The organism is Nocardia sp. NPDC050697, assembly GCF_040654395.1.
Taxonomy (GTDB): Bacteria; Actinomycetota; Actinomycetes; order Mycobacteriales; family Mycobacteriaceae; genus Nocardia.
The window spans coordinates 25,497-48,580 of sequence record NZ_JBFAHY010000014.1 but is presented as its reverse complement, the minus strand read 5'-3'; the positions used below and the strand labels follow the sequence as shown (position 1 = coordinate 48,580).

Annotated in this window: 24 protein-coding genes and 1 tRNA gene; 18 read left to right on the top strand and 7 right to left on the bottom strand. The window is 70.5% G+C overall.

Annotation, left to right across the window (positions count from 1 at the left end):
• Position 1: 1 nt before the first annotated feature.
• Complete coding sequence (locus AB0H71_RS32670; RefSeq protein WP_357028998.1) at positions 2-601, top strand: hypothetical protein; 600 nt, start codon at positions 2-4, stop codon at positions 599-601.
• Here AB0H71_RS32670 and AB0H71_RS32665 read toward each other — a convergent pair.
• A complete protein-coding gene (locus tag AB0H71_RS32665; RefSeq protein ID WP_357028995.1) occupies positions 570-1,523 on the bottom strand; it encodes an NAD-dependent epimerase/dehydratase family protein in 954 nt (317 codons plus the stop codon). The genes AB0H71_RS32670 and AB0H71_RS32665 overlap by 32 nt on opposite strands.
• An 89-nt stretch (positions 1,524-1,612) precedes the next feature.
• Here AB0H71_RS32665 and AB0H71_RS32660 point away from each other — a divergent pair, with 89 nt between their 5' ends.
• The 5 genes from AB0H71_RS32660 to AB0H71_RS32640 all read left to right on the top strand — a co-directional run bounded on the left by AB0H71_RS32660 (position 1,613) and on the right by AB0H71_RS32640 (position 7,242).
• Positions 1,613-2,188 (top strand): TetR/AcrR family transcriptional regulator, encoded by a 576-nt coding sequence (locus tag AB0H71_RS32660; protein WP_357028992.1) that lies wholly within the window; start codon positions 1,613-1,615, stop codon positions 2,186-2,188.
• A gap of 95 nt (positions 2,189-2,283) precedes the next feature.
• Positions 2,284-3,213 carry an acetoacetate decarboxylase family protein gene (locus AB0H71_RS32655; protein ID WP_357028989.1) on the top strand — a complete coding sequence of 310 codons (930 nt, stop codon included), beginning with the start codon at positions 2,284-2,286 and terminating at the stop codon, positions 3,211-3,213.
• 6 nt (positions 3,214-3,219) lie between these two features.
• Entirely contained in the window at positions 3,220-4,530 is a 1,311-nt protein-coding gene (locus AB0H71_RS32650; protein ID WP_357028986.1) for a succinic semialdehyde dehydrogenase, read from the top strand.
• Positions 4,531-4,556: 26 nt separating this feature from the next.
• A complete protein-coding gene (locus AB0H71_RS32645) occupies positions 4,557-5,261 on the top strand; it encodes a type 1 glutamine amidotransferase domain-containing protein (RefSeq protein ID WP_357028983.1) in 705 nt (234 codons plus the stop codon).
• 310 nt (positions 5,262-5,571) lie between these two features.
• Entirely contained in the window at positions 5,572-7,242 is a 1,671-nt protein-coding gene (locus tag AB0H71_RS32640; protein WP_357028980.1) for an SMI1/KNR4 family protein, read from the top strand.
• An 838-nt stretch (positions 7,243-8,080) separates the two neighbouring features.
• Here the strand turns inward: AB0H71_RS32640 and AB0H71_RS32635 are convergent.
• Complete coding sequence (locus AB0H71_RS32635) at positions 8,081-8,431, bottom strand: hypothetical protein (RefSeq protein WP_357028977.1); 351 nt, start codon at positions 8,429-8,431, stop codon at positions 8,081-8,083.
• A gap of 308 nt (positions 8,432-8,739) precedes the next feature.
• Here AB0H71_RS32635 and AB0H71_RS32630 point away from each other — a divergent pair, with 308 nt between their 5' ends.
• Positions 8,740-9,300, top strand: a complete 561-nt coding sequence (locus tag AB0H71_RS32630; RefSeq protein ID WP_357028974.1) for a helix-turn-helix domain-containing protein — start codon at positions 8,740-8,742, stop codon at positions 9,298-9,300.
• A 27-nt stretch (positions 9,301-9,327) separates the two neighbouring features.
• Here AB0H71_RS32630 and AB0H71_RS32625 read toward each other — a convergent pair whose 3' ends face one another.
• Positions 9,328-10,473 carry an alpha/beta fold hydrolase gene (locus tag AB0H71_RS32625; protein WP_357028971.1) on the bottom strand — a complete coding sequence of 382 codons (1,146 nt, stop codon included), beginning with the start codon at positions 10,471-10,473 and terminating at the stop codon, positions 9,328-9,330.
• 137 nt (positions 10,474-10,610) lie between these two features.
• Between AB0H71_RS32625 and AB0H71_RS32620 the strand changes: the two genes are divergently transcribed.
• The 4 genes from AB0H71_RS32620 (at position 10,611) to AB0H71_RS32605 (ending at position 14,571) form a co-directional block, all read left to right on the top strand.
• Complete coding sequence (locus AB0H71_RS32620) at positions 10,611-11,165, top strand: hypothetical protein (protein ID WP_357028968.1); 555 nt, start codon at positions 10,611-10,613, stop codon at positions 11,163-11,165.
• A 17-nt stretch (positions 11,166-11,182) separates the two neighbouring features.
• Positions 11,183-11,980, top strand: a complete 798-nt coding sequence (locus tag AB0H71_RS32615; protein ID WP_357028965.1) for an SDR family oxidoreductase — start codon at positions 11,183-11,185, stop codon at positions 11,978-11,980.
• A gap of 272 nt (positions 11,981-12,252) precedes the next feature.
• Positions 12,253-13,470, top strand: coding sequence for a helix-turn-helix domain-containing protein (locus AB0H71_RS32610; RefSeq protein WP_357028962.1), 1,218 nt, complete (start codon positions 12,253-12,255; stop codon positions 13,468-13,470).
• Between the two features lie 351 nt (positions 13,471-13,821).
• The gene (locus AB0H71_RS32605; protein WP_357028959.1) at positions 13,822-14,571 is read left to right on the top strand and encodes a ZIP family zinc transporter; all 750 of its coding nucleotides are present in this window, start codon (positions 13,822-13,824) and stop codon (positions 14,569-14,571) included.
• A gap of 77 nt (positions 14,572-14,648) precedes the next feature.
• Here the strand turns inward: AB0H71_RS32605 and AB0H71_RS32600 are convergent, their stop codons facing one another.
• The 3 genes from AB0H71_RS32600 to AB0H71_RS32590 all read right to left on the bottom strand — a co-directional run bounded on the left by AB0H71_RS32600 (position 14,649) and on the right by AB0H71_RS32590 (position 15,361).
• Positions 14,649-14,933 carry an ANTAR domain-containing protein gene (locus tag AB0H71_RS32600; RefSeq protein ID WP_357028956.1) on the bottom strand — a complete coding sequence of 95 codons (285 nt, stop codon included), beginning with the start codon at positions 14,931-14,933 and terminating at the stop codon, positions 14,649-14,651.
• Between the two features lie 8 nt (positions 14,934-14,941).
• Positions 14,942-15,154: a hypothetical protein gene (locus tag AB0H71_RS32595; protein WP_357028953.1), complete on the bottom strand. Its 213-nt coding sequence runs from the start codon at positions 15,152-15,154 to the stop codon at positions 14,942-14,944.
• Positions 15,155-15,277: 123 nt separating this feature from the next.
• Positions 15,278-15,361 (bottom strand) — tRNA-Leu (locus AB0H71_RS32590).
• 258 nt (positions 15,362-15,619) lie between these two features.
• Here AB0H71_RS32590 and AB0H71_RS32585 point away from each other — a divergent pair.
• The 7 genes from AB0H71_RS32585 to AB0H71_RS32555 all read left to right on the top strand — a co-directional run bounded on the left by AB0H71_RS32585 (position 15,620) and on the right by AB0H71_RS32555 (position 21,882).
• On the top strand, positions 15,620-16,867 hold the full coding sequence (locus tag AB0H71_RS32585; protein ID WP_357028950.1) for an ABC transporter substrate-binding protein: 1,248 nt from the start codon (positions 15,620-15,622) through the stop codon (positions 16,865-16,867).
• Positions 16,864-17,631: an ABC transporter ATP-binding protein gene (locus tag AB0H71_RS32580; RefSeq protein ID WP_357028947.1), complete on the top strand. Its 768-nt coding sequence runs from the start codon at positions 16,864-16,866 to the stop codon at positions 17,629-17,631. Before AB0H71_RS32585 ends, AB0H71_RS32580 begins: the two co-directional genes overlap by 4 nt.
• On the top strand, positions 17,628-18,335 hold the full coding sequence (locus AB0H71_RS32575) for an ABC transporter ATP-binding protein (protein ID WP_357028944.1): 708 nt from the start codon (positions 17,628-17,630) through the stop codon (positions 18,333-18,335). The genes AB0H71_RS32580 and AB0H71_RS32575 overlap by 4 nt, the downstream gene beginning before the upstream one ends.
• A 19-nt stretch (positions 18,336-18,354) precedes the next feature.
• Entirely contained in the window at positions 18,355-19,239 is an 885-nt protein-coding gene (locus AB0H71_RS32570) for a branched-chain amino acid ABC transporter permease (RefSeq protein ID WP_357028941.1), read from the top strand.
• Positions 19,236-20,288, top strand: a complete 1,053-nt coding sequence (locus AB0H71_RS32565; protein ID WP_357028938.1) for a branched-chain amino acid ABC transporter permease — start codon at positions 19,236-19,238, stop codon at positions 20,286-20,288. Before AB0H71_RS32570 ends, AB0H71_RS32565 begins: the two co-directional genes overlap by 4 nt.
• A 105-nt stretch (positions 20,289-20,393) precedes the next feature.
• On the top strand, positions 20,394-21,098 hold the full coding sequence (locus tag AB0H71_RS32560; protein WP_357029281.1) for a hypothetical protein: 705 nt from the start codon (positions 20,394-20,396) through the stop codon (positions 21,096-21,098).
• A gap of 208 nt (positions 21,099-21,306) precedes the next feature.
• The gene (locus tag AB0H71_RS32555) at positions 21,307-21,882 is read left to right on the top strand and encodes a TerD family protein (protein ID WP_357028935.1); all 576 of its coding nucleotides are present in this window, start codon (positions 21,307-21,309) and stop codon (positions 21,880-21,882) included.
• On the opposite strand, the gene AB0H71_RS32550 is transcribed toward AB0H71_RS32555, so the two are convergent.
• On the bottom strand, positions 21,872-23,083 hold the full coding sequence (locus tag AB0H71_RS32550; protein WP_357029278.1) for an APC family permease: 1,212 nt from the start codon (positions 23,081-23,083) through the stop codon (positions 21,872-21,874). The two genes, AB0H71_RS32555 and AB0H71_RS32550, sit on opposite strands and share 11 nt — an antisense overlap.
• Between the last annotated feature and the right edge of the window lies 1 nt (position 23,084).

Genomic DNA, 23,084 nt, shown 5'->3' with positions numbered 1-23,084 from the left:
CATGACCACTGAATCGTCATCGAGAACGGACCCGGCCGCACGAGCCGTCCGGTATGCGCCGGTGGCGGCCGTCATGGCCGCCGTGATCGCCAGCTTCCTCTCCGCGGGCACGGCGATCTATGTCAGCGTCAACCAGGCCAACCGGGCTGATCAGCACGCCAGCTCACAGGCGATTCGCACCGATCGCCAGGAGGCATACACCGAGTTCCTGGCGGCCATGTTCGGCACCTTGAACGAACTCGGGGGCCTCCAGGGTGCGCTGCAAACCCACAAACCGGCAGGAGCCATCGGAGACCAGATTCAGGGTTACCGCCGGCAAGCGGTCGAATTCTTCGCCCGAGCGGGCATTCTGTCGATGGTCGGCAGTGACGACGTGGTCAACGCGGTGAATGACATCATCGCGCCGTACGAGGACTTCGCCCCCGAGCTCCTGGCCTTCATCACTCGCTACCTCGCCATCGAGGCCCCGGGCGCCTCGGATGCCGCGGGCTGGGAGCGAGATTCGACCGCGATGGCCGGAAGAATCGCCGACCTGTTGAAAGCGCAGGAGGCGTCGTACACCGTGTTGATCACCGAAGGCCGCGAAGATCTCGCCCGGTAGCGCGCGAAGTAGTGATGCGCTTCACCCCTTCCCGATAGGGGGTGATCCGGAAGTCGGGAAAGCGGGCCGTGAATTTCGTGCTGTCGAAGATGTTGTCGTCGCGGTAGCGGTCGAGCAGCTCGTACATCTCCTCGAGCGGCTCGGCGAAGTGGCGACCGAGGCGGAAGGCGGGCATCGGCAGCACCGTGTAGCCGATCCTGCGGCCGGTGATCTCGCCGGCGATCCGGATGAGCTGGGCGTAGGACTTCCGGTCCGGGTCGACGGGGAGGTGCCAGGTCTGGCCGTAGGCATCGGGGGTGTTGCCGAGCAGGGCGAGCGCACGGCTCGCGTCGGGGGTCCAGATCGGGGAGCGTTCGGTGTGGGCATCGATCGGGACGAGGGGCCGCTTGCCCGCTCTGATCCGGTCGAATACCAGCGAATTGGTGTAGCTCTTGGTCGAGCCGGGGCCGTAGAACTCGGGGGCGCGGCCGATGAGGCCCCGGACCCGGCCGGCCCGTATCGCCTCGAGCAGCATGGTGGCGAGCTCGCCGCGGACCTGTCCCTTGCGGCCGCCGGGTGCGAATGCCGTCGACTCGGTCTGGGGGGCAGATGTGCCGGGATACATGTAGGTGTTGTCGAAGAAGACGAGCGCGGTCCCGTGTTCGGCGCAGGCGTCGATGACGTTGCCCATGATGACGGGGAATCGGCGCTCCCACAGCTGCGAGTCCAGGGGGAGGCCGACGGTGAGGTAGGCGATCCGGCTGCCGGCGACAGCACGGCGGGTGGCCGCGGCGTCGGTGAGGTCGGCGGCCACGAGTTCATCGGTGTCGTTGATCTGCGACGGCTTGCGGCTGACGAGGCGGATGTCGGTGGTGTAGTTGCGGTGGAGTTCGTTGACGAGCTCGTCGGCGATGGGGCCGCCGGCGCCGAGGACGGTCTGCATGTGGTTCTCCTCGAGGTGGCGTGGTGCCACTCCTCCGGACATACGTTATGTTTACAGTGCTAACAGAGCGTAGGAGGACGAAGTAAGCGATGTCAACATCGGAGAAGAGTGGCTACCATCACGGCGATCTGCGCGCAGCGCTGCTCTCGGCCGCGATGGCGATGCTCGAGGCCGGCGAGCCCTTCTCGCTCCGCGCGATCGCGCGCCGGGCCGGTGTGTCGCCGACGGCGCCGTACCGCCACTTCAAGGATCGCGACGCACTGGAGTCCGCGCTGGCCGTCGAGGGCTTCCGTGACCTGCTGGCGGACCTGGGGGAGGGGCGCGACCTTCCTGCCTCGCTTCCGGAGCTGGCGGAGTTCGCGGTCGTCTACGTGGCCTTCGCCCTGCGGCGCCCGGCGCTGTTCCGCGTGATGTTCGGCAAGCCGTGCGACGACGCCGACGACGAGCGGGTCAAGGCCGCCGACGCCCTGCACGAGTTGCTGGCCGACGCGCTCGACCAGGTCTTCCCCGAGGCGGATGCCTCGGATCTGGCGTCGGCCGGCTGGGGGCTCGCGCACGGTCTGGCCTGCCTGTACCTCGACGGCAAGCTGCGGGCCGTTTCGGGTGAAGAGGTCGCCGAGCGGGTGCGCAGCGCCTTCCTGGCGATTGCCTCGGTCGGCTCCTGAGGGGCGTGCGCCGGGCACGCTTCGTTGTTGACAGTGCTTACATCCCGTGCGAGGATCGCTGGTGTTAACGCTGCTTACATCGGAGGAGAGAGTCGATGGCATCGACGGCCGAGCCGACCGACCGGACCGTGGAGGTCGACCTCGGAGGGCGCCTCGTCACCGTCCCCGCGGGCGGGCTCTACGACCGCTTCCGGATGGACACCGACCTCGACGAGGTCGCGCGGGACCCGAGGGTCGGTAGCGTCGACTTCTTCCGCCGGCTGCCGAAAACCCGCGTGGACTCTCGCATCGGCCCCACGCTCACCCCGAACTTCTACTACCGCGTCGCCACGACCCGGCTCACGATGCTCGCGCCGGCGAAGGCGATCCGGGCCCGGCTGCCGAAGGAGCTGGATCCGCTCGAGATCGCGCCCGGTCTCGGAATCGTGTCGGTGATGACCTTCCGGTACGACGTGTGCGACATCGACTTCTACACCGAGGCCGCCGTCGGCATCGCCGTCAGACCGGCCCGGCACGGCGGCGGGCGCGGCCTGCTCGACCTGGTCACCGGTCTCAGGAACGACGCCCTGCACTCCTACGTGCTCGCGCTGCCGGTCAGCACCGAGATCGCGCAGGTGCGCGGCCACGACGGCTACGGCTTCCCGAAGTGGGTCACCCGGCTCGAGGTCGACATCGACACCGAGCGCACCAGCGCCAGGATCGCCGATGACCAGGGCGGCCTCGACCTCGCGCTCTCGGCGCCGACGCCGACGCAGACCGCCCGGCCCACCGGCGCGCACGTCTCGACCCTGACCTCCTACACCACGATCGACGGTGCCTGGCACTCCACGACCAGCCAGATCAACACGCTCTCCACGGGCACCACGCGGTTCCCCCGCGGCCTCGACCTCCGGCTCGGTGCGGGCCGGATGAGCGAAAGCCTGCGCTCGCTGAAACCGATCGGGACGATCCAGCTCGACGTCACCACCGAGGGCCAGCTGGCACTGCACATGCCCGTGCCCACCTCGGTCCGGGTTCGGAGCTGAGGATCGATGACCACCACTTATTCCGGCCCCGTCCTCCCGGCCTCGCTGACCCCGGCCCGGGTCGAGCGCCTGGCCACGCTGGTCGCCGCCGGTACCGGCGCCCAGCGAGTCACCACCGCCTGCCCGTACACCGGCGAACCGCTCGCGGAGCTGCCCGTCTGCACCCCCGACGACGTCGAGGCGGCCTTCGCCAGGGCCCGCGCCGCCCAGGCCGCGTGGGCGGCCGTCCCGGTGGCCGAGCGCTCGCGCATCATGCTGCGCTTCCACGACCTCGTCCTGCGGCGGCAGGAGCAGGCACTGGACCTGATGCAGGCCGAGAGCGGCAAGACCCGCCGCGACGCCTTCCTCGAGGTGAGCGACATCGCGATCACCGCCCGCTACTACGCGCGCAGCGCACGGCGGCTGCTCGCACCGAAGCGCCGCAGGGGCGCGATCCCGGTGCTGACCCACACCACCGAACTGCACCACCCCAGGGGCGTGGTCACCGTCATCTCGCCGTGGAACTACCCGCTCAGCATGGCCGCGGGCGACGCCATCCCGGCGCTGATGGCAGGCAACGCCGTCGTGCAGAAGCCCGACACCCAGACCGCGCTGACCGCGCTGTGGGCCCTGGAGCTGATGCGCGAGGCCGGCCTGCCGGCCGATCTCTGGCAGATGGTGGTCGGCCGCGGCAGCTCCATCGGAGCCGTGCTCATGGACGGCGCGGACCACGTGATGTTCACCGGCTCCACCGCCAGCGGTCGCCGGATCGCCCGCGACGCGGGGGAGCGGCTCGTCGGCGCCTCGCTCGAGCTCGGCGGCAAGAACGCCATGGTGGTGCTCCCCGACGCCGACATCGAGAAGGCCGCCGCCGGCGCGGTCGCCGCCTGCTTCCCCTCGGCCGGGCAGCTGTGCGTGTCCATCGAGCGGCTCTACGTCGCCGAGGAGATCCACGACGCGTTCGTGGCCGCGTTCGTCGAGCGCACCCGAGCCATGCGCCTCGGTGCCGCCTACGACTTCTCGGTCGACATGGGCTCGCTGACCACCCCCGCGCAACTCGAGACGGTCGGCTCGCACGTCGACGACGCGGTCTCGAAAGGCGCGACGGTGCTGGCCGGCGGCGCCTGGGGCAGCGTCGACGCCCCCATGGGCGGCATGGGCGACTCGGGGCTCGGCCGCCGCCACGGCGCGGACGGGCTGCTCGAATACACCGAAGCGCAGACCATCGCCCACCAGCGACTCCGGGGCTTCACCCCGCCCCGCGGGGTCGAGCACGAGCAGTGGGCGCGAATCCTGACCCGCGCGTTCAGGACACTGCGGGCCCTCGGCGTCCGATGATCCCCGGCAGGAAGGAAGATCAGCCCATGACCAAGCGTGTCCTGCACGTCGTCACCAACGTCGGCCACTACGACGACCCGTCCCACCCGACCGGGCTGTGGCTCTCCGAACTCACGCACGCCTGGCACGTCTTCGACGCGGCCGGCTTCCGGCCGACCCTGGTCAGCCCCGCGGGCGGCCCCACTCCGCTCGAGCCGCGGTCGCTGAAGTTCCCCAGCTACGACAGAACCGCCAAGGCCTGGCGCGCCGACCCCGCGAAGATGGACCTCCTCGCCACCACCAACAGCCCCGAGGAGATCGACTCCGCCGACTTCGACGCCATCTACTTCACCGGCGGCCACGCCGTCATGTACGACTTCCCCGGTTCCGCGGGGCTGCAACGCATCACCCGCGAGATCTACGAGCGCGGCGGCGTCGTGTCCTCGGTCTGCCACGGCTACTGTGGGCTGCTCGACACCCGGCTCTCCGACGGCTCCTACCTCATCGACGGCAAGCACATGACCGGCTTCGCCTGGCAGGAGGAGGTACTCGCCCGCGTCGCCGAGCTGGTGCCCTACAACGCCGAAGCGCGTGCCAAGCAGCGCGGCGCGCTCTACGAGAAGGCGAGGCTTCCGTTCGTGTCCTACACCGTCGTCGATGGCAACCTCGTCACCGGCCAGAATCCGGGGTCGGCCAAGGCGACGGCGCGAAAGGTCGTCGAGGTACTCGCGGGCAATGCCTCGCAGGCTTGATCCTGAGACGCGTACGTAGAGCATCGCGGTCGAGACCGGTGCCGGTCGAGCGGTTCGGCGACGGGCACTGGCCGGCTCCCTCCGCAGTCGCGTGTCCCCAACTCTGCGCGCCAACGGAATTCGCGGCATGGCAGTCGGTACTGGCGTCTCCCGGGAACTCCGTGGGAAGGACTCGTCAGGGCGAACCATCGCATCCCCGATGCCCACACTGTCTTCGGCAAACCCCCAACCCGCGTCTCTCGCGAAAGTGTCAGCCCGCCGGAACATTTCGGGGCAGGCGCCGGTATCCCGCACAGACCACAATCGGACGATGCCCGCTTCCCCCATCGAGCATTCCTGGCGCCGGATCGACTCGTGGCTCGCCGCCAACGCTCCGCGGACCTTCGCCTCCCTGCGCCCGCCCGCCGACCGGGCGGCCATCGACGCCGCGGCGGCCGAGCTCGCCGTCGAGCTCCCCGCCGACCTGGTCGCGTACCTCCGCCGCCACGACGGAGTCGCGGCCGGAGAGGGCGCGTTCGGCTTCCCCGGCTTCCAGCCCTACGGCCTCGCCGAGATCGTCCGCGCCACGAGGATGATGCGGGAGATATCGGCGCGCTTCGACGACGATCTGTTCGAGGGTTTCTGGCACCACGAGTTCGTTTCGATCGCCCGCAACGTCAGCGCGGACGGGCTGGTCGTCGACTGTCGTGGTGGCGCGGTGGGCGAGCAGGTGGAGGCCGAGGGCACGAGGTTCGGGACGTGGGGGAGTCTCGCGGCGTTCCTGGAACAGATCGCCGACTGCCTGGAGAGCGGGGCCGCCATGACGCTCGGGCTCCCGTACCTGCCCGTCGCCGACGACGGCGTACTGCTCTGGGTGCCCGCCCCCGAGCCGCCACCCCACCCGCGATCCCTGCTCGATACCGCGCCCGCCGTCGCCGGACCGCGCGCCAGGATTCCCTACCGCGGGCCTGGTAAGAAGTGGCCGGACGTGCGCAAGAGTTTCTGCCTGACCTTCGCGCAGCGGCTGGACGAGGCCGAATTCCTGCATCGGTTCGGCGCGCTGCCCGAGCTCGGGCAGCCGCTGCCGGATGGTCCGGGCCGGTGGGCGGACGGGCCGCTGCTGCCGGAGGTGCGCGCCGGGGTGACCGGCGAGTGGGCGTTCGGCATCGAGGAGGCTCGCTTCCGCGCGGAGGGGGAGCGCGACGAGGTGCTGCGCCGGGTTTCCCGCGGCACCAGGGCGGTGTCGCTGCGGTTCTCGAGTTCGAACGGTGCGATCAGGGTGTCGATGTTCGACGACGGGAAGCTGGTGACGAGCTACGACACGCACCGGGCTGTGCTGCCCGACGGCACCCGCGACCCGTTCGACGTCTTCCCCGGCCTGCCGCCCCACGACGCGGGCGCGGCGCGCCGGAACCCGGACAGCAGGCACATCGTGAGCGTCCGGCCCGATCGGGAACTCGCCCCCGAGCAGCGTCGGGAACGATTGCTCGCGGTGTGCGCGGCCGTTGTCCGCCGCTGCGGAGTGCCGCTGCCACCGCCCGGCCTCGACCGGGGACTCGCGAGCGCGGTGATCCTGCCCGTGCTCCCGGACGACGACCGGACGGTACCCGTACCAGCCACCTTCGCCGCCCTGATCGACGCCGCGCCGCCCGAGCGGCTGCGCCGCGTCCTCGCCCGGCAGATGTCGTCCCTGGCCGCCGAGACCGGACTCGACAGCTACGGCGAGGTCACCGCGGCGCTCGCGCTGCTGAGCGCGCCGGACCGTCCGGGCGTCACCGACGACTCCGCGCTCGGTGTGCGCTTGCGGCGGGTGCATGCCGAGGCCCGCGCGATCTACGTCCCCCAGGACGACCGGTTCGCCTGGCAGGATCGCGCCATGGCCGCCCGTGCGCTGACCGGCGCGCTGCGCGAGCCGGTCCGGGACGCGCTCGGGCTGGTCGTGGCGTTGCGCCGGGATCCGCAGTGGCGGCGGGAGTTCCGCGGTCAGCTCTCCGGCGATTGATACCGGTACCGGCCACGCGCAGGAATCGGCTGCGGACTCCGGTCCGGCTCGCGAAGATCCGCCGGCGCATCGAGCACGACCGTCACGCCGCTGCTGGTCGGCATCGAGGCCGGGGTGAGACCGACCGGGCCGCGATCGTGGACACGATGCAGGTGATTCTGGTCGCGCACCCGCAGGCGGTCATGGACCTGACCACTAACCGCCGAAGGCATCGCCCTGCGCGCCGACCTTGAAGAGATAACGGGAGTTCTGGTGGGGCGATGCTCCAGGGATTTGCATTGTGTCCGGAGGGAGTATCGACCACTGTGCCAAGCTGCTGCAACATCGAAACTGTTGATGGTTGGTTAATTTCACGGCGAAGGCTCACCGTCGTCGTGCGTAACGGTGGGCCCAGCCGATTTTATGTCAGCGGGATAGGGCCGGGGGCCGATGGTCATTCGACGAGCAGCTGCCGGAGGTCGGTGCCGGGCGGCAGCACCGCGGCGGCCGACGGCGCCAGAAGGGTGGCCGCGGCTTGCCGTTCGGGCTGGACGCCGCGCAGCGATGCCCTGCGCCTACCGTGTTGACCTGGGACGGGAGTTGCGTGGCGTCGGTGGTGCGGCCGCGGTCGCGTGCTCGGTCGAGCAGGAACCCGTGCAGCCTGCCGGAGAGTTCGTCCGCGAGTTCGATGCCCTCGTCGATCAGGGCGTCCATGTCGGTGCGGAGCGCGTGGAGCCCCTTGCTCGATCGGTCGATCGGCTGGTGGTTGTGTTCAAGGTCGAGCTGGTCCCGCGGTCTCGCGCGATCGCGTGGATCACCGCGTTGCGTTGCTCGGCAGCGGAATCCAGCTGCTGGGCTGTCAGTCGGTGCGGTCGAAGCGCTGGCGTCGCCTGGTTCCGTAGGCGGCGGTTCGCACTGCTTCGTCGTCTTCCATGCCCGATCCGAACGCGCCGCCGAGGCCGGGGATGGAGATCACGGCGAACCGGTCGGGCACGCTGACGTCGGCCAGGACCGGGGTGGTGCCTTGGCGTAGGGGAAGGTCGGTGAGGTAGATGACGACGTCTTCGGTCTCGCTGTGCGGGCCGATGGTGTCGAGGACCTCAGCGAATTCGGTGTGCTCGTCGACGGGGTGGGCGTGGCAGCGCACCGACACCTCCCACCCCAGGGACGCGGACCCGCTGGTCGGCGCATCCGACAGCGAATCGGACAAGCGCTCGGCGATCGCTGCCGGAGCGCCGGGGTCGGCGAGCAGCAGAATGGACGACTGTTCCCCCTGACATTGGCCTCGCCTACCTCACCGCGCACGCCCAAACGCCCGGATCCCGCAGCGACTCGGCGCCGGGGGAGCGCCATCGCCGCGCCCCCTACCGGCTCCCCGCGTCGACGGGATGGACCTGGCCACCTGCCTCGCAACTCCACGGACCGGTGCCTCCTAGCCGGTCGTCCTGGGTGAGCGTGTTCTTGGGGATTGTTCAAGATATGGTTGGGTCATCGCCCGATGATGAATCAGGACTGCATATGCCTCGGAACAGACGGCCACGTGATCGCGAAGAGAAGCGTGCGGAGATCGTGGTCGCCGCACGGCGGTTGTTCGTCGAGGAGGGCTACGACGCGGTGTCGATGGCGCGGATCGCCAAGGAGTCCGGGGTGGTGTCGAACACCGTGTACTGGTACTTCCAGGACAAGGACGCGGTGCTGATCGCGGTGCTGGACGCGGTGCTGGAGGATTCGCTGGCCGCGTATGGTTCGCTGCTCGGTACAGGGGTGGCGGAGCGGGTGTCGTGGCTGGTCGGGCGGTTGGAGCAGCTGGGCCGGTTGGTGAGCACGGTGCATGCGCGCGCGAAGGAGTCCGCCGCGGTCGATGAGTGGCACCAGCGGTTCCACGGGCTGGCGGAGGGGTTGTTCCGGGTCGACCTGGTCGAGCTGGGGGTGCCTGCCGAGCAGGTGGATCCCCTGGTCACGATCGGGGTGTTCGTGGTCGAGGGGCTGCTGACCCATCCGATGCCCGAACCGGGCAAGCGGGCGGTGATCGAGGCGTTGCTGCACAGCGCCAGGGACAGCGCCGCGGCTGCCCGCTGACACCGCCGCGGCGTGCGGGGTTCGTCGCTAGCGGACGGGAGTGACCGCGAATCGGGTTGTCAGGAAACGGATCTGGTCGCTGACGGCCTGCTCGAAGGGGTCGTCCAGATAGATGTCGAAGTGGTCGCACGGGTAGTTCCGGACCTGCACATGCGCCAAGCCCCGCGCGTGCCGCTTCGTGGCCTTCGCGGGCGCGGCCGCGTCGTCGTCGCAGACGCACAGCAGCGTCGGGGTGCTGGAGCGGGCCAGCGCGCGACCGGGCCGATCGAGCGGAAGGCGCAGCACCAGCCGTGCGGCCAGGGCGTTGGCGGCGGTGAACGCACCGTCCGGCCCGCGCAGGACACCCCAGATACTGTCGCGGCCGACGCCGGTCTCGGGTTCTTTCCCGCCGTCGGCCGCGGTGAGCTCGATGTTCTTCGACACGTGCGCCCGCACCGATGGCATTCGTCGTAGGACCGCGCTCGTGCGCCGCGAGAGCCGGGTTCCGGCGGGCAGGAGTGCGGAGGCCCCGGCGAGGGCATCGGGTGAGGCCACGAACGCGGGCATCCAGGAGGTTCCCGCCATCGGCAGGAGGATCGGCTTCGCGCCGAACCAGGAGCCGATCGTGTCGAGGATGCCGGCCACGGTCAGCGCGACGGCGCTCAGCGGACTGAGCCGGAGGCGTGCGCGGAACGACGCCGGTCCGTCGGTGAACGGGCACTGAGCGACGACCGCGGCGATCCGGCTGTCCTCGGAGGCGACCTGGAGGACATGTCCGCCACCGAAGGAGCTGCCCCAGAGGGCGATTCGATCGGTGTCGACCTCGGGCAGAGAGCGAGCGAACGTCAGTGCGGCGTGCCAGTCGGCGCGTTGCTTGCCGATATCGAGGAGTTGGCGCGGGTATCCGCCGCTCGCGCCGAGGTGGCGGTAGTCGAACACCAGCACCGCCCAGCCCGCCGCGGCGAACCGCTCGGCATAGGCATCCAGGCGCATCTCGCGCACCGCCCCCAGTCCGTGCCCCATGATCACCACCGGCCACGGTCCCTGCGCACCGGCCGGGCTGTAGAGCCATGCGGCGCACGTGTCCGTCCCGGACGCGAAGGCCACCTCACGTCGCTGTACCGCCGTTTCCTCGTGCTGATCCGGCTCGCTGCTCGCCATGCCCTTGACCTCTTCCGCCTCGCCGCAGTTCATCTTGGGCGTTGTCCAAGAATGTTGTGGGATCACGGTAGAGGCATCTTGAACGTCAGTCAAGAAGCCGTTACCCTTTCGATGTCCAGTCGAGAAATCTCGAGGTGAGGCAGGTCCGGATGGGTTCCGACAACGACGACGTGATCGCTGAGCTGCGCCGGCTCGATACCGGCGGCCTGCTCGCCCGGTTCCGGAACCTGCAAGCCCCGGCGATCAGCGAGATCGACGGCGAGTACAGCGCCGGCCTGCTGGCCCAGCCGAATCTGTTCGCGGTGGTGAGCGGGAGGGCGGCCGTGGCCAATCCGCTCGGGCCGTGGCTGTGCAAGGGGTTCCGGCCTGTGGACGAGGACAGCGGGCGCGGCTACAACACTTTCGACGAGTTCGGACGGATTCGGCAGCGCTATCCGATGCGCACGCAACTGGCCCCGTCCCGCTACGACGGTGCCCCGGCCTACACGCTCATCTATCGCGCCTACAGCTCGATGTGCGGGGCGATCCACATGGTGGACGAGGTGCGGCGGGCCGCGCCCGGGGTCTACCTGGGCATCGGCACCTGGGGATTCACCGACGCCCAGCGCCGCGTTCCGCGCCCGTTCCTGCTGACCGGCCCGGTGGGCGCCTACCGCGGCGACATCGGCACGTCCCGGCCCGCCTTCACTCCCGGCCCCCGCGAGCTACCCGGCCCGCCCCACTGACACTGATCGAAGGAACTATGACCACATCCCCGCGCACTGCCCTGATCACCGGCGCTTCGGCCGGAATCGGCGCCACATTCGCCGGCCACCTCGCCGCGCACGGCTACCAGCTGCTCCTGGTCGCCCGCCGCGGGGACCGGCTTCGGGAACTCGCCGCGCAGCTGACCGAGCGTCACGACGTGCGGTGCGAGGTCCTCACCGCCGACCTCGCCGACCCCGCTGCACCCACCGCGATCATCGACCACGCCGAGCGGCTCGGCCTCGACATCGATGTCCTGATCAACAATGCAGGGCTGTCGAGCAAGACCCCGTTTGCCGACACCCCCTGGAGCACCCTGGCCGGGGAGATCCAGCTGATGGTGACCGCCCAGACCGAACTCATCCACCTGGTTGTGCCCGGCATGAAGAAGCGTCGCTGGGGCCGCATCGTCAACCTCTCCTCGGTCGCCGCGTTCGCCCCGCCCGCGGCCAGTCTGCTCTACACCGGCATCAAGTCGTTCACCCTCAACACCTCGCAAGCCCTCGACATGGAACTCAAACCGCACGGCATCCACGTCACCGCCCTGTGCCCCGGCTTCACCCGCACCGAATTCCACGACGTCATGGGCACCCGCGACGCCGCGGACCACCTGCCCCGGATCCTCTGGCAGCAGCCCGAAGCGGTCGTCACCGAAGGCTGGGCCGCGGTGATGAAGGGCAAACCCGTCTGCGTGCCCGGCACCGTCAACAAGATCTCCGCCGCCGCCATGAAACCCCTGCCCACCCGCCTTGGCTACTTCGCCGGAAAGACCCTCAACCCCTTCAAGAACAGGTGAACCCCACCGCACGACGGCACACTCGCCGCCGTCGTCCAGTACTCGATTCAGCCGCTGCTCACCCGTCCGGCCGATCCTGCCGACGCTCGGGCGCAACTTATGCGGTCGCCCTCGATCCGCAGGTAGGCGAGTGAGATCGCCTCGGTGGCAGGGACGTCAGGAGCCATGATCAATCACAGTTATAGGTGAGAGAGTTGAATCACCCTACGTCGGAGGCGAATCCGATGCGGACGAGCGACCTGTGTGCGAGCCGGGAACTCAGGATCGCCGGAATGCCGGCCGTCGGCTACCTACGCCGCGACCCCCGCCTTTCGCACCGGTTACTCGGCTACCTCTCCGGCAGCCCCGAGCCGCGCGGCGCGACGATGCCGTGTGGCGCCTCCCGGCGTGAGGCCGCCGAGGTGATCAGGGGCTGCCTGGAGCTGGTGGCGGTGGCGCTGCAGGGCGGGCCGACGGTGGAGGTGCCGGAGCGGCTGCGTTCCCGGATCGGTGACTGGGCCGCCGAGGGTGTGGATCTGGAGGCGGTGCAGCACGCCACGCACCTGGGGTTCCGTTTCGTGCTGGATCTGCTCGGCAGGCGCGCGACCGGTGCGGACAGCAGGGCCATGGTGGTGGCCGGGCAGCGGCTGGCCGAGGTGCTGGACCGCCTCGTGACCGCCTTCACCGGCAGCTACCTGCGGGAGGTGCGGGCGCAGGGCACCGCGCGGGACGACGCGGGCGGGCAGCTGGCGAGCGCGCTGATCGCCGGGGACGCGGGCCCCGCGCTGCTCCGCGGCAGCGGCTTCCCGCCCGCCGACGCCTACGCAGTGCTCGCGATCGGCGTCGCCAGCGAGAGCAGGGACGATCGCGCGGTGCGCGACGAGCACGCGGTGCGGCGCAGGCTGCATCGGATGCGGCTGGAGCTGGCCGGGCATCACGATGGCCCGCCGCCCGCGCTGCTCGGCCCCGATGGCGGCACCGTGCTACTCGCCGAGGACGGGCCGACAGATGCCCCCGCCGCCGAGCTGCTCGACGGATTGCAGCGGGCGGCGGGGGTGCCGCTGCTCGGCACCGTCGTGCACGCGCTCACCGGCGAGGTGCCCGCCGCGACCAGGGACGCGCACGAACTGCTCGGCCTCGCCCAGCGGCTGCACCGCCCCGCCGGGCTCTACCGGATGGCGGATCTGGCGGTGGAATACCAGATCACCCGCCCCGGCCCGGGCAGACGCAGGCTGGCCGCCGCGCTGGACCCACTGCACACCCAGCCGGAACTGCTGGAAACCCTGATTGTGCACTTGCGCAACGACCGCCACCGGCAGCGCACCTCGCGCATGCTGCACGTCCACGCCAACACCATCGACCACCGGATGCGCCGGATCGCCCAGTGCACCGGGCTCGACCCGATGAATCTGAACGGGCTGTGGCACCTGCAAGCGGCGATCGTCGCGCACACCTACGAGAGCGGCTCCGGCGTGCCCGAGGCCGTCGAACTGCCGATCGCCACCCCGTGATCCGCGGCCGAGGAGAACCAAAGGCGCTCAGCGAAATCGAGACACCGAACCCCGCGCACTATGGGTGCCGCCAGACGCAGGCTCTTGCCGCGCTATAGAAGCGGCATGACTGATCGCGGAGACATCGCTCAGTCCTGTGCTCACCGGATGGGAGATCTGAGTCGGAACAAGCCTGCTGAGCTGCAGACACAGGGTCGGGGGTTTCGTGGGTTCTTATTCGATCCGATGCCCACGGACCGCCGGTGCGGCTTGGTGCATGGTCCGGCCCAACGGCGCCGAGTTTCGGGGTTGCGGTGTGTGCTCCCGGGTTATCCCGGGCAGGGATGCGGGTGCGAGGTGAGGAGAGTCGCGGTGGCGGGTGTGTTCGAAGCGGGCGGGTGGGGGCTGTTGGCGGGTTCGGCGCTGGTGCTCGGTGCCGCGATCGGGTTCCTGGGGCGGATCCCGACCCGGGTGGTGGCCGCGATCATGGCCTTCGGCAGCGGGGTGCTGCTCTCGGCGGTCTCGTTCGAGCTCATCGCCGAAGCCCACGAGCAGGCCGGGATTCTGCCCACCGCGATCGGCGCGATCACCGGCGCGCTCGTCTACACCGGCGCCAACCTCGCCCTGGCCGCACGCGGAGCCCGGCATCGCAAACGCTCCGGCGACCAGCAGCCCAGTGAGACCGAGCAGTCGGGTTCGGGCACCGCGATCGCGCTCGGCGCGCTGCTCGACGGGATCCCGGAGTCGATCGTTATCGGGGTCAGCCTGCTCGGCGGTGGCAGCGTCAGCACGGTTACCGTGGCCGCGGTGTTCATCAGCAACGTTCCCGAGGGGCTGTCCAGCGCCTCGGGAATGCGCGCCGCCGGGCGCAGCCGGGCATATGTGTTCGGGCTGTGGGGCGGGATCGCGCTCATCAGCGCGGTCTCGGCGATGGCGGGCTACGGGCTGCTCGGCGGCGCGCCCGCCGGGCTGCTGGCCGCGATCACCGCACTCGCCGGCGGGGCGATCCTGACGATGATCGCCGACACCATGATCCCCGAGGCGTTCGACAATGCCCAGCTGTGGATCGGCCCGATCACCGTGGCCGGGTTCCTCACCGCCTTCGCGCTCTCGCACCTGTAGCCGGAGGTTCGGTCTCTGCGGTCACGGGCCAGGAGCGTCGAGCCTTAAGCACAGGCCGGATATTGCGCCACCGGGAGTCATCCGGGCGGGCCTGGGCCGAGCAGCCGGTCGAGGCGCTCGCGCAGAGTGGCCGAGCCCCCGAGGCCAGGCAGGGCTGCCACAAGCGCGGTGGCTAGGTCCAGGGTGTCGAGATCGTCGCGGCGGGCGCGAGCGTGCAGGACCTCGATGGCTTCGGTGGCGCTGATGCCGTAAACCAGCATCAGCGCTACCTGGGCCTGTTCCACCGGCGCGGCGGCGTCGGCGAGTTCGGGCAGCAGTTCGGCCAGCGGGTCGGGGCGAGTCTCCGGGTGATCGTCGCTCATAGACAGTTTCATTGCCGAAACCTTCGGCGGCTGTGCAGGATTCGCTGTGGCTCGGCGTTGTGGTCGCTGTGCAGCAGCATCAGCATGCCGACGGCCTGCTCGCTTGTGGTTCCTCCGGTTTCACGGAAACGACGTTGTCCTCGATCCGGAACCTTTGTCACTGGGATTGAGCGCAGATGATCGACTGGGCGGGTGTTGCGGTATTCCAGGCTGCCGAGCATTCAGTTTCTCAGGAAGCTGCCGGCTGAACCCGTATTGGAACCCCGCAGGCATCTGCCTGGGGATAGAGATCGTATCGATTCATACGTAGACCAAGTAATCGCAGGTCTAGACGCTTTGCGTTGTGTCCGGAGGGGGACTTGAACCCCCACGCCCTATACGGGCACTAGCACCTCAAGCTAGCGCGTCTGCCATTCCGCCACCCGGACCGGTGTGCCCAGCAAGATTATCGGATGTGCGGTCGGGGACCAAATCGCCCTTCGACCTGGGATGATCGACCGACGCCGCCCTCGGCGCCCCGATCGACTTCGGGACTCGGCGGATCTTCCCGCACGATTCGCGCCGCGCTGGACGACAAGTCGGCCACAGCAAATAAACCCGACCGGTTGACATCCTTCGTGTCCCCGGTCACACTCCTTCAAGTTGACATGACTGTCACGTCAAAGACGATGTGCCGAGGAGGCAGCATGACCGCATCCGTATCCGTGACCGCCAAACGCACGCTCGCCATGGCGGTGACCGCGCTCTGCGCGACCGCCGTGCTCACCGCGTGCGCCGGCCGCGATACCGCGACGGCCTCCGGCGATTGCGACCCGGGCATCACCGACACCGGGATCACCTTCGGCACCAGCCTCATGCAGTCGGTGGCGGGGCCGCAGGCCGCGGCGGCGACGGCGCTGTTCGACGAGATCAATGCGGCCGGCGGCGTCGAGATGGGCGACGGGAAGTCGCGGAAGATCAGCTACATCGCCAAGGACGACGGGTACGACCCGGCGCGGACGGTGGGCAATGTGCGGTCGCTGGTGGAGCAGGACCAGGTCTTCGCCATCCAGAACCTGGTGGGCACGGCGTCGACGCTGGCGGTGGTCGACTACCTGACGCAGCGGGAGGTGCCGCTGGTCTTCCCGATGACCGGCACCGATGAGCTGCTCGCCACGCTGGACAAGCGCCCGGTGGTGGCGGGGGCGGTGAATCCGCAGACGACGTGGGAGGTGGAGAAGCGGGCGGAGCAGATCCGCCGGGACCACCCGCAGGGGAAGGTGGCGGTGCTGTACCCGAACGACAGCCTGGGGAACGGGAGCCTGGCGGCGCTGAAGGCGAGCGGGGTGCAGGTGGTCGCGGAGCAGTCGTACGAGCAGACGACGCCGTCGGTGGACTCGCAGATCGTCAATCTGGCCGCTTCGGGCGCGGATGTGTTCGTCAACTTCGCGACGGCGAGCTTCGTGACGCAGTCGCTGAAGAAGGCGAACGAGCTGAGCTGGAAGCCGGACACCTACATCTACTCGGGCGCCACCGACACCAACTTCGTGCTCGCCCCGGCCGGGCCGGGCGCGGCCGAGGGGGTCCACTCCTTCTACTGGATCTACGACGTGAGCAGCAGTGAGCACGACGGGCAGCCCGGCGTCCAGAAGTGGCGGGCTTTCGCGGAGCGGAACAAGAACACGATCAAGAGCACCGACACCATCGCCTCGACCGGGTACAACACGGCGCAGCTGCTGGTGGCGGCGCTGCGGAAGATGCAGGGCTGCACGCGGGCCGACCTGCTGGACGCGGTTCGCAACCTGAACGGCGTGACCACGGATCTCGCCATCGAGGGCGTCACCTTCGGCGGCTCGCCGGAGTACCCGTACGTCATCACCTCGATGGCCCCGATGACCTTCCGCGGCGGCAGCTGGCACTACGACGCGGTGGTCCGCCGCGGCGCCGAAGGATGACGGCGGCGCTGCGCGTCGAGGAGGTGCGGCTCCGCTTCGGCGGGGTCGTCGCGCTCGACGGCCCGTCGTTCACCATCGAACCCGGCCACATCGTGGGGCTGATCGGGCCGAACGGGGCGGGCAAGACGACGCTCTTCAACTGCATAAGCCGCCTCTACCAGCCGGATTCGGGGCGGATCAGCTTCGGCGGCACCGACCTGCTGGCGCTGCCCGCGGCCGGGATCGCGGCGGCGGGGATCGCGCGGACCTTCCAGAACATCGGGCTCTTCCCGACCATGACGGTGCTGGAGAACGTGCTCACGGGGGCCTACTCGCGGACCCGCGCCGGGTTCCTGCGCACCGCGCTCGGGCTGCCGCCGGCCCGCGGCGAGGAGCGGCGGGAACGGGAGGAGGCCTGGGCGCTGCTGGATTCCATGCGGCTCGCGCACCTCGGCGCGGAGCCCGCCGGGAACCTGCCGTACGGCACGCTCAAGCGGGTCGAGCTGGCCAGGGCGCTCATGCAGCGGCCCGCGCTGCTCATGCTGGACGAACCGGCCAACGGGCTCATCCACGAGGAGGTGCTCGAGCTGGCCGAGACGGTCCGGGCGCTGCGCGACGAGCGCGGCTTCTCGGTGCTGCTGGTCGAGCACCACATGGCCATGGTCATGGCGATCTCGGACCGGGTGGTGGTGCTGAACTTCGGCCGCAAGGTCACCGAGGGGGAGCCCGCCGCGGTGGCGGCGCACCCGGAAGTGGTCGAGGCGTACCTGGGCGGTGCGGCGTGAACCTGCTCAGCGTCGCGGGGCTGCACGCCCGCTACGGCAGCGCGGAGGTGCTGCACGGCATCGACTTCGAGGTCGAGGCCGGTGCGGTGACGGTGGTGCTCGGGGCGAACGGCGCCGGGAAGACCACCATCCTGCGCTCGATCTGCGCCATGGTGCACACCACCGGGCGGATCGTCTTCGACGGCCGCGATATCGCCGGGCTGCGGACCGACCGGATCGCCCGGCTCGGCATCGCGCACGTGCCGCAGGGGCGCGGCACCTTCGGTGACCTGACGGTCGAGGAGAACCTGCGGATCGGCGGCTTCACCACCTCGGCGGCGGCCACCGCACGCGCCATCGAGCAGTGGTACGAGTTCTTCCCGCGGCTGCGGGAGCGGCGCGGGCAGCAGGCGGCGGGGCTGAGCGGCGGCGAGCAGCAGATGCTCGCCATCGCCCGCGCGCTGGTGGCGGGGCCGCGGCTGCTGCTGCTGGACGAGCCGTCGCTGGGGCTGGCGCCGCGCATCACGCAGGAGGTCTTTCAGGCGCTGGCCAGGATCAATGCCGATACCGGCACCACGATCCTGGTCGTCGAGCAGAACGCGCACCTCGCGCTGGCCATCGGATCGTCCGCGGTGCTGGTCGACGCGGGCCGGGTCGTCGCGCAGCGCGCCGCGGCCGGGCTCGCCGACGACGAGTCGGTGCGCCGCGCCTACCTCGGCTACTGAGCACAGGAGTTTTCGCATCATGCAGGTGTTTCTGCAACAAGTGGTGGACGGGCTGACCTGGGGCGCGCTCTACGCGGCCTTCGCGCTCAGCATCGTCCTGGTCTATCGGGCCTCCGGGATCGTGAACTTCGCGCAGGGCGAGATGGCGATGTTCTCGGCGTTCTTCGCGTGGCAGTTCCACCAGTGGGGCGCGCCGCTGCACCTCGCGATCCTCGGGGCGATGGCGGTGGCGTTCCTGGCGGGCGCGGCCACCGAGCGGGTGCTGATCCGGCCGCTCGCCGGGGCGCCGAGCCACATGCCGCTGGTCATCATCACGCTCGGGCTCATGCTGCTGCTGAACAGCGCCGCGGGGTGGATCTGGGGCGTGCAGAGCCGGGAGTTCCCGGCGCTGGCCTCGGGGCCGGTGCTCGAGCTCGGGCCGGTGGTCATGTCCAGGCAGTCGGTGGTGATCGTCGGGGCGGTCGTGCTGGTCGCGGCGGCGATGTTCGTGCTGTTCCAGCGCACCCGGGTCGGGCTGGCCATGCGGGCGGCGGCGGGGAACCCGGACTCGGCGCAGCTCATCGGGGTGCCGGTGGGGCGGATGCTGATGATCGGGTGGGGGCTGGCGGCCGCGATCGGGGCGCTGGCCGCCTCGCTGGCGGCGCCGCAGCTCTTCCTGCAGCCGAACATGCTGGTGGCCTCGCTCATCTACGCCTTCGCGGCGGCGGTGCTCGGCGGGCTGGACAGCCCGGTCGGCGCGATCGTCGGCGGGCTCTGCGTGGGGGTGGCGGAGAACCTGGCGGGCACCTATATCTCCTGGATCGGGCACGACTTCAAGCAGGCGGTCGCGCTGGCCCTCATCCTCGGGGTGCTGCTGCTGAAACCCGAGGGGCTGCTCGGCGCGAAGAAGGTGGCGCGGGTATGAGACTGCTGCACCTGCTCCGCAGGCCGCGCGCCGAACTCGATGCGCCGATCTGGCTCTCCCGCAGCACGCTCCTGGTGGTGCTGCTGCTCGCCGCGCTGGCGCCGCTGGTCTCCGCGCCGTACGTGAACTTCGACCGCTCGATGGTGCTCGTCTACATCGTGGTCGGGCTCGGGCTGAACCTGCTCACCGGCAATACCGGGCAGATCTCGCTCGGCCACGGCTTCTTCTTCGCGCTCGGCGCCTACCTGAGCGCGGTCCTCATGGAGCACCACGGCGTGCCGTACCCGCTGCTGCCGCCGCTCGCCTTCGTGCTCTGCTACCTGGCCGGGTACCTCTTCGGGCTGCCCGCGCTGCGGCTGCACGGACTGCAGCTGGCGCTCGCCACCCTGGGGCTGGCGCTGGTGACGCCCGCGGTGATCAAGCGGTTCGAGCACGTCACCGACGGGCAGGCCGGGATCAATGTCTTCGGCGCCGAGGCGCCCGCGGGCACCGGGCTCGCGCGCGACCAGTGGGTCTACTACCTGTGCCTGGCGGTGGCGCTGGTCGCGTACCTGGTGGTGCGGCGGCTGGCGGCGGGCCGGGTCGGGCGCTCGCTGCTCGCGATCCGCGACTACGAGGCGGTCGCCACCACCCTCGGTATCCCCGCGACCAGGACGAAGACCGCGGTCTTCGCCTTCAGCGCGGCGCTCGCCGGGGTCGGCGGCGTGCTCTACAGCTGGGTGGTGCAGTACGTGGGGCCGGAGGCGTTCGGGCTGCCGCTCGCCATCGCCTTCATCACCATGATCGTGGTGGGCGGGCTCGGCACCGTGCCGGGCGTGCTCTTCGGCGCCTGCTTCGTGGTGTACGTGCCGCAGTGGACCGCCGACATCGACCAGTCCGCCGCCGGGATCACCTACGGCGCCGCGCTCATCCTGTTCATCTTCGTGCTGCCGTACGGGGTGCTCAGCCTGGTGCGGCTGGGGCTGGCGCCGGTGCTGGCGCGCATACCCGGGCGGCGGCGCGGGCGTCCGGCGCCGCGCGAAGCCGCCCGCGTTCCCGTAGCTCCCTAGACCCGCACCCGATCCGCGCCGAAACACTTCGGCGACAGGCGGATTCGTGGTGCGCCGAAACCTCCCGCGCTCCGATCGGGGTAGCCGGGTGAACCGAGAGGACATATCAGGATGAGGAAGATCGTCGCGGTGGCCGCGGGGCTGGTCGCCGCCTGCGGGATCGCCACCGGCAGCGCCGGTGCGGCCCCGGCCGGGGACAACACGGTGGATTTCACCGCCTACGCCACCGATACCCAGAGCGTCATCAGCATCGATGCGGGGTCGCTCGTCGTCGAGGACGCCGCGCTGAAGATCAAGGCGGCGGACGGGACGGTGGTGGCGGGGGCACCGCTCACCTTCCGGATCGATGAGTTCGAGTTCCCGATCGCCGCGCAGATCACGGATCGGACCGCCACGCTGACCCCGCAGATCGATGCGGCGCTCGCGGTGTACAAGCCGGTGGCGCTGCCGTACGAGGACAAGGCGCCGTGGAAGAACGAGTTCGACCGTGAGCAGGCGGCGTGGTCGCGGCTGACCAGCACCATCACCGTGGGCGCGACCGTCGGCACGCTGGTCGGCGGGCTCATCGGCGGCGCGGCGGGCTGTGTGCTCGGCGGGATCGCGGGGGCGACCGTGGCCTCGGCGACCATCGTCGGGCTCTTCGGGCCGTTCGTCCCGGCGGCGGCCATCGGCTGCATCGGCGGGATCCTGGCGATCGGCGCGCTCGGCACACTGGCCGGGCAGATCCTGATCACCGCGCCGGTGGCGATCGGCGCCGCGATCCAGTACTTCAGCACGATCAACGCTCCCGCACCGGCCCCGGCCAAGTAGGAGCGAACAGCGCCCGGCGGAGCGGCCGGGGGACAGGCGGCCCCATCCGGGCGGAACCGGATGGGGCCGTTCCGCGCTGCGTGACCCGGGCGCCGGCCGGATGATCCGGGCAGAGCGGACCGGTTCGCGCCGGAACCGGTGCGCCCGCCACGGCCCCGCTACTGTCGACGGGGAGACGGCTTTTCCGGCGATGCGAGAGGGTTCACGAATGAGTGTCAGCTTGGCCAAGGGCGGCAATGTGTCGTTGTCGAAGCAGGCGCCGAATCTGACCGCGGTCGCGGTCGGGCTCGGCTGGGACGTCCGGTCGACCACCGGCGTCGACTTCGACCTCGACGCGAGCGCGCTCGCGACCGGCTCCGACCAGAAGGTGCTCTCCGACCAGCACTTCATCTTCTACAACAACCTGCGGTCGCCGGAGGGGAGCATCGAGCACACCGGCGACAACCTCACCGGTGAGGGCGAGGGCGACGACGAGACCATCAACGTCGACCTGGCGGGCACCCCGCCGACCATCACCAATATCTTCTTCCCGGTCTCCATCCACGACGCCGACGCCAGGCAGCAGTCCTTCGGCCAGGTGCGCAATGCCTTCATCCGCGTCGTCGACCGCGCCACCGGCGCCGAACTGGCCCGCTACGACCTCTCCGAGGACGCCTCCACCGAGACCGCCATGGTCTTCGGCGAGCTCTACCGCAGCGGCGCCGAGTGGAAGTTCCGCGCCATCGGGCAGGGGTACGCCTCCGGGCTGGCCGGGATCGCCCGCGACTACGGGGTCAATATCTGACCCGGATGGCGTAGATCAGCGCCCCGAGCGCGAGCACGCCCGCGCCCGCCGCGATCGCGGCGGGCGGAAGGGCGACGGCCAGCACGGCGCAGCCGGCCAGGCCGAGGGCGGGGACGAGGCCGGGGCGCAGGGTCCAGGCCGCGGCATTGGCGATGGCGTAGTAGGCGAGCACGGCGAAGGACGAGAAGCCGATGGCGCCGCGCAGGTCGGTGCAGGCGGCGAGCACCGCGACCACGGCGGCGACGGCGAGCTCGGCGCGGTGCGGAACCCGGTGGCGCGGGTGGATCGCGGCCAGGGCGGGCGGCAGGTGCCGGTCGCCGGCCATGGCGTAGGCGGTGCGGGAGACGCCGAGCAGCAGCGCGAGCAGGGAGCCGAGCGCGGCCAGGGCCGCGGTCGCCCGGATCACCGGGGTTGCCCCGGGGAGTCCGGCGGCGCTCGCCAGCTCGGCGAGCGGGGCCGTGGCGGCGGCGAGCCGGTCCGGGCCGAGGACGGTGAGCGCGGCCACCGCGACGGCGGTGTAGACGAGCAGCGCGATGCCGAGCGCGAGCGGGACCGCGCGCGGGATGGTGCGCGCGGGATCGCGGACCTCCGCGCCGAGCGTGGCGATCCTGGCGTACCCGGCGAAGGCGAAGAACAGCAGCCCGGCGGCCTGCAGCACGCCGTAGGGGGTGGTGCCGGAGAACGGTGCGAGCCGGTCGAATTCGGCGGACGGCACGGCGACGGCGACGAGCGCGGTGAGCACGGCCAGCACGATGCCGACGATGACCCGGGTCACCAGCGCGGACTTCTGGATTCCCCGATAGTTCACCGCGGCGACCGCGAGCACCGCCACGACCGCGACGGCGTGCGCCCGCTCCGGCCAGAGGTACGTGCCCGCGGTGAGCGCCATGGCCGCGCAGGAGGCGGTCTTGCCGACCACGAAACCCCAGCCCGCCAGGTACCCCCAGAACGGGCCGAGCCGCTCCCGGCCGTAGACGTAGGTGCCGCCGGACTCCGGGTAGCGCGCGGCCAGCCGCGCCGACGAGGTCGCGTTGCAGTAGGCGACCACCGCCGCCAGCGCCAGCCCGAGCAGCAGCCCGGAGCCGGCGGCCGCGGCGGCGGGGGCGAGCGCGGCGAAGATGCCCGCTCCGACCATCGCGCCGAGGCCGATCACGACCGCGTCGAACACTCCGAGCCTGCGCCGCAACTCCACGGCGCCGATG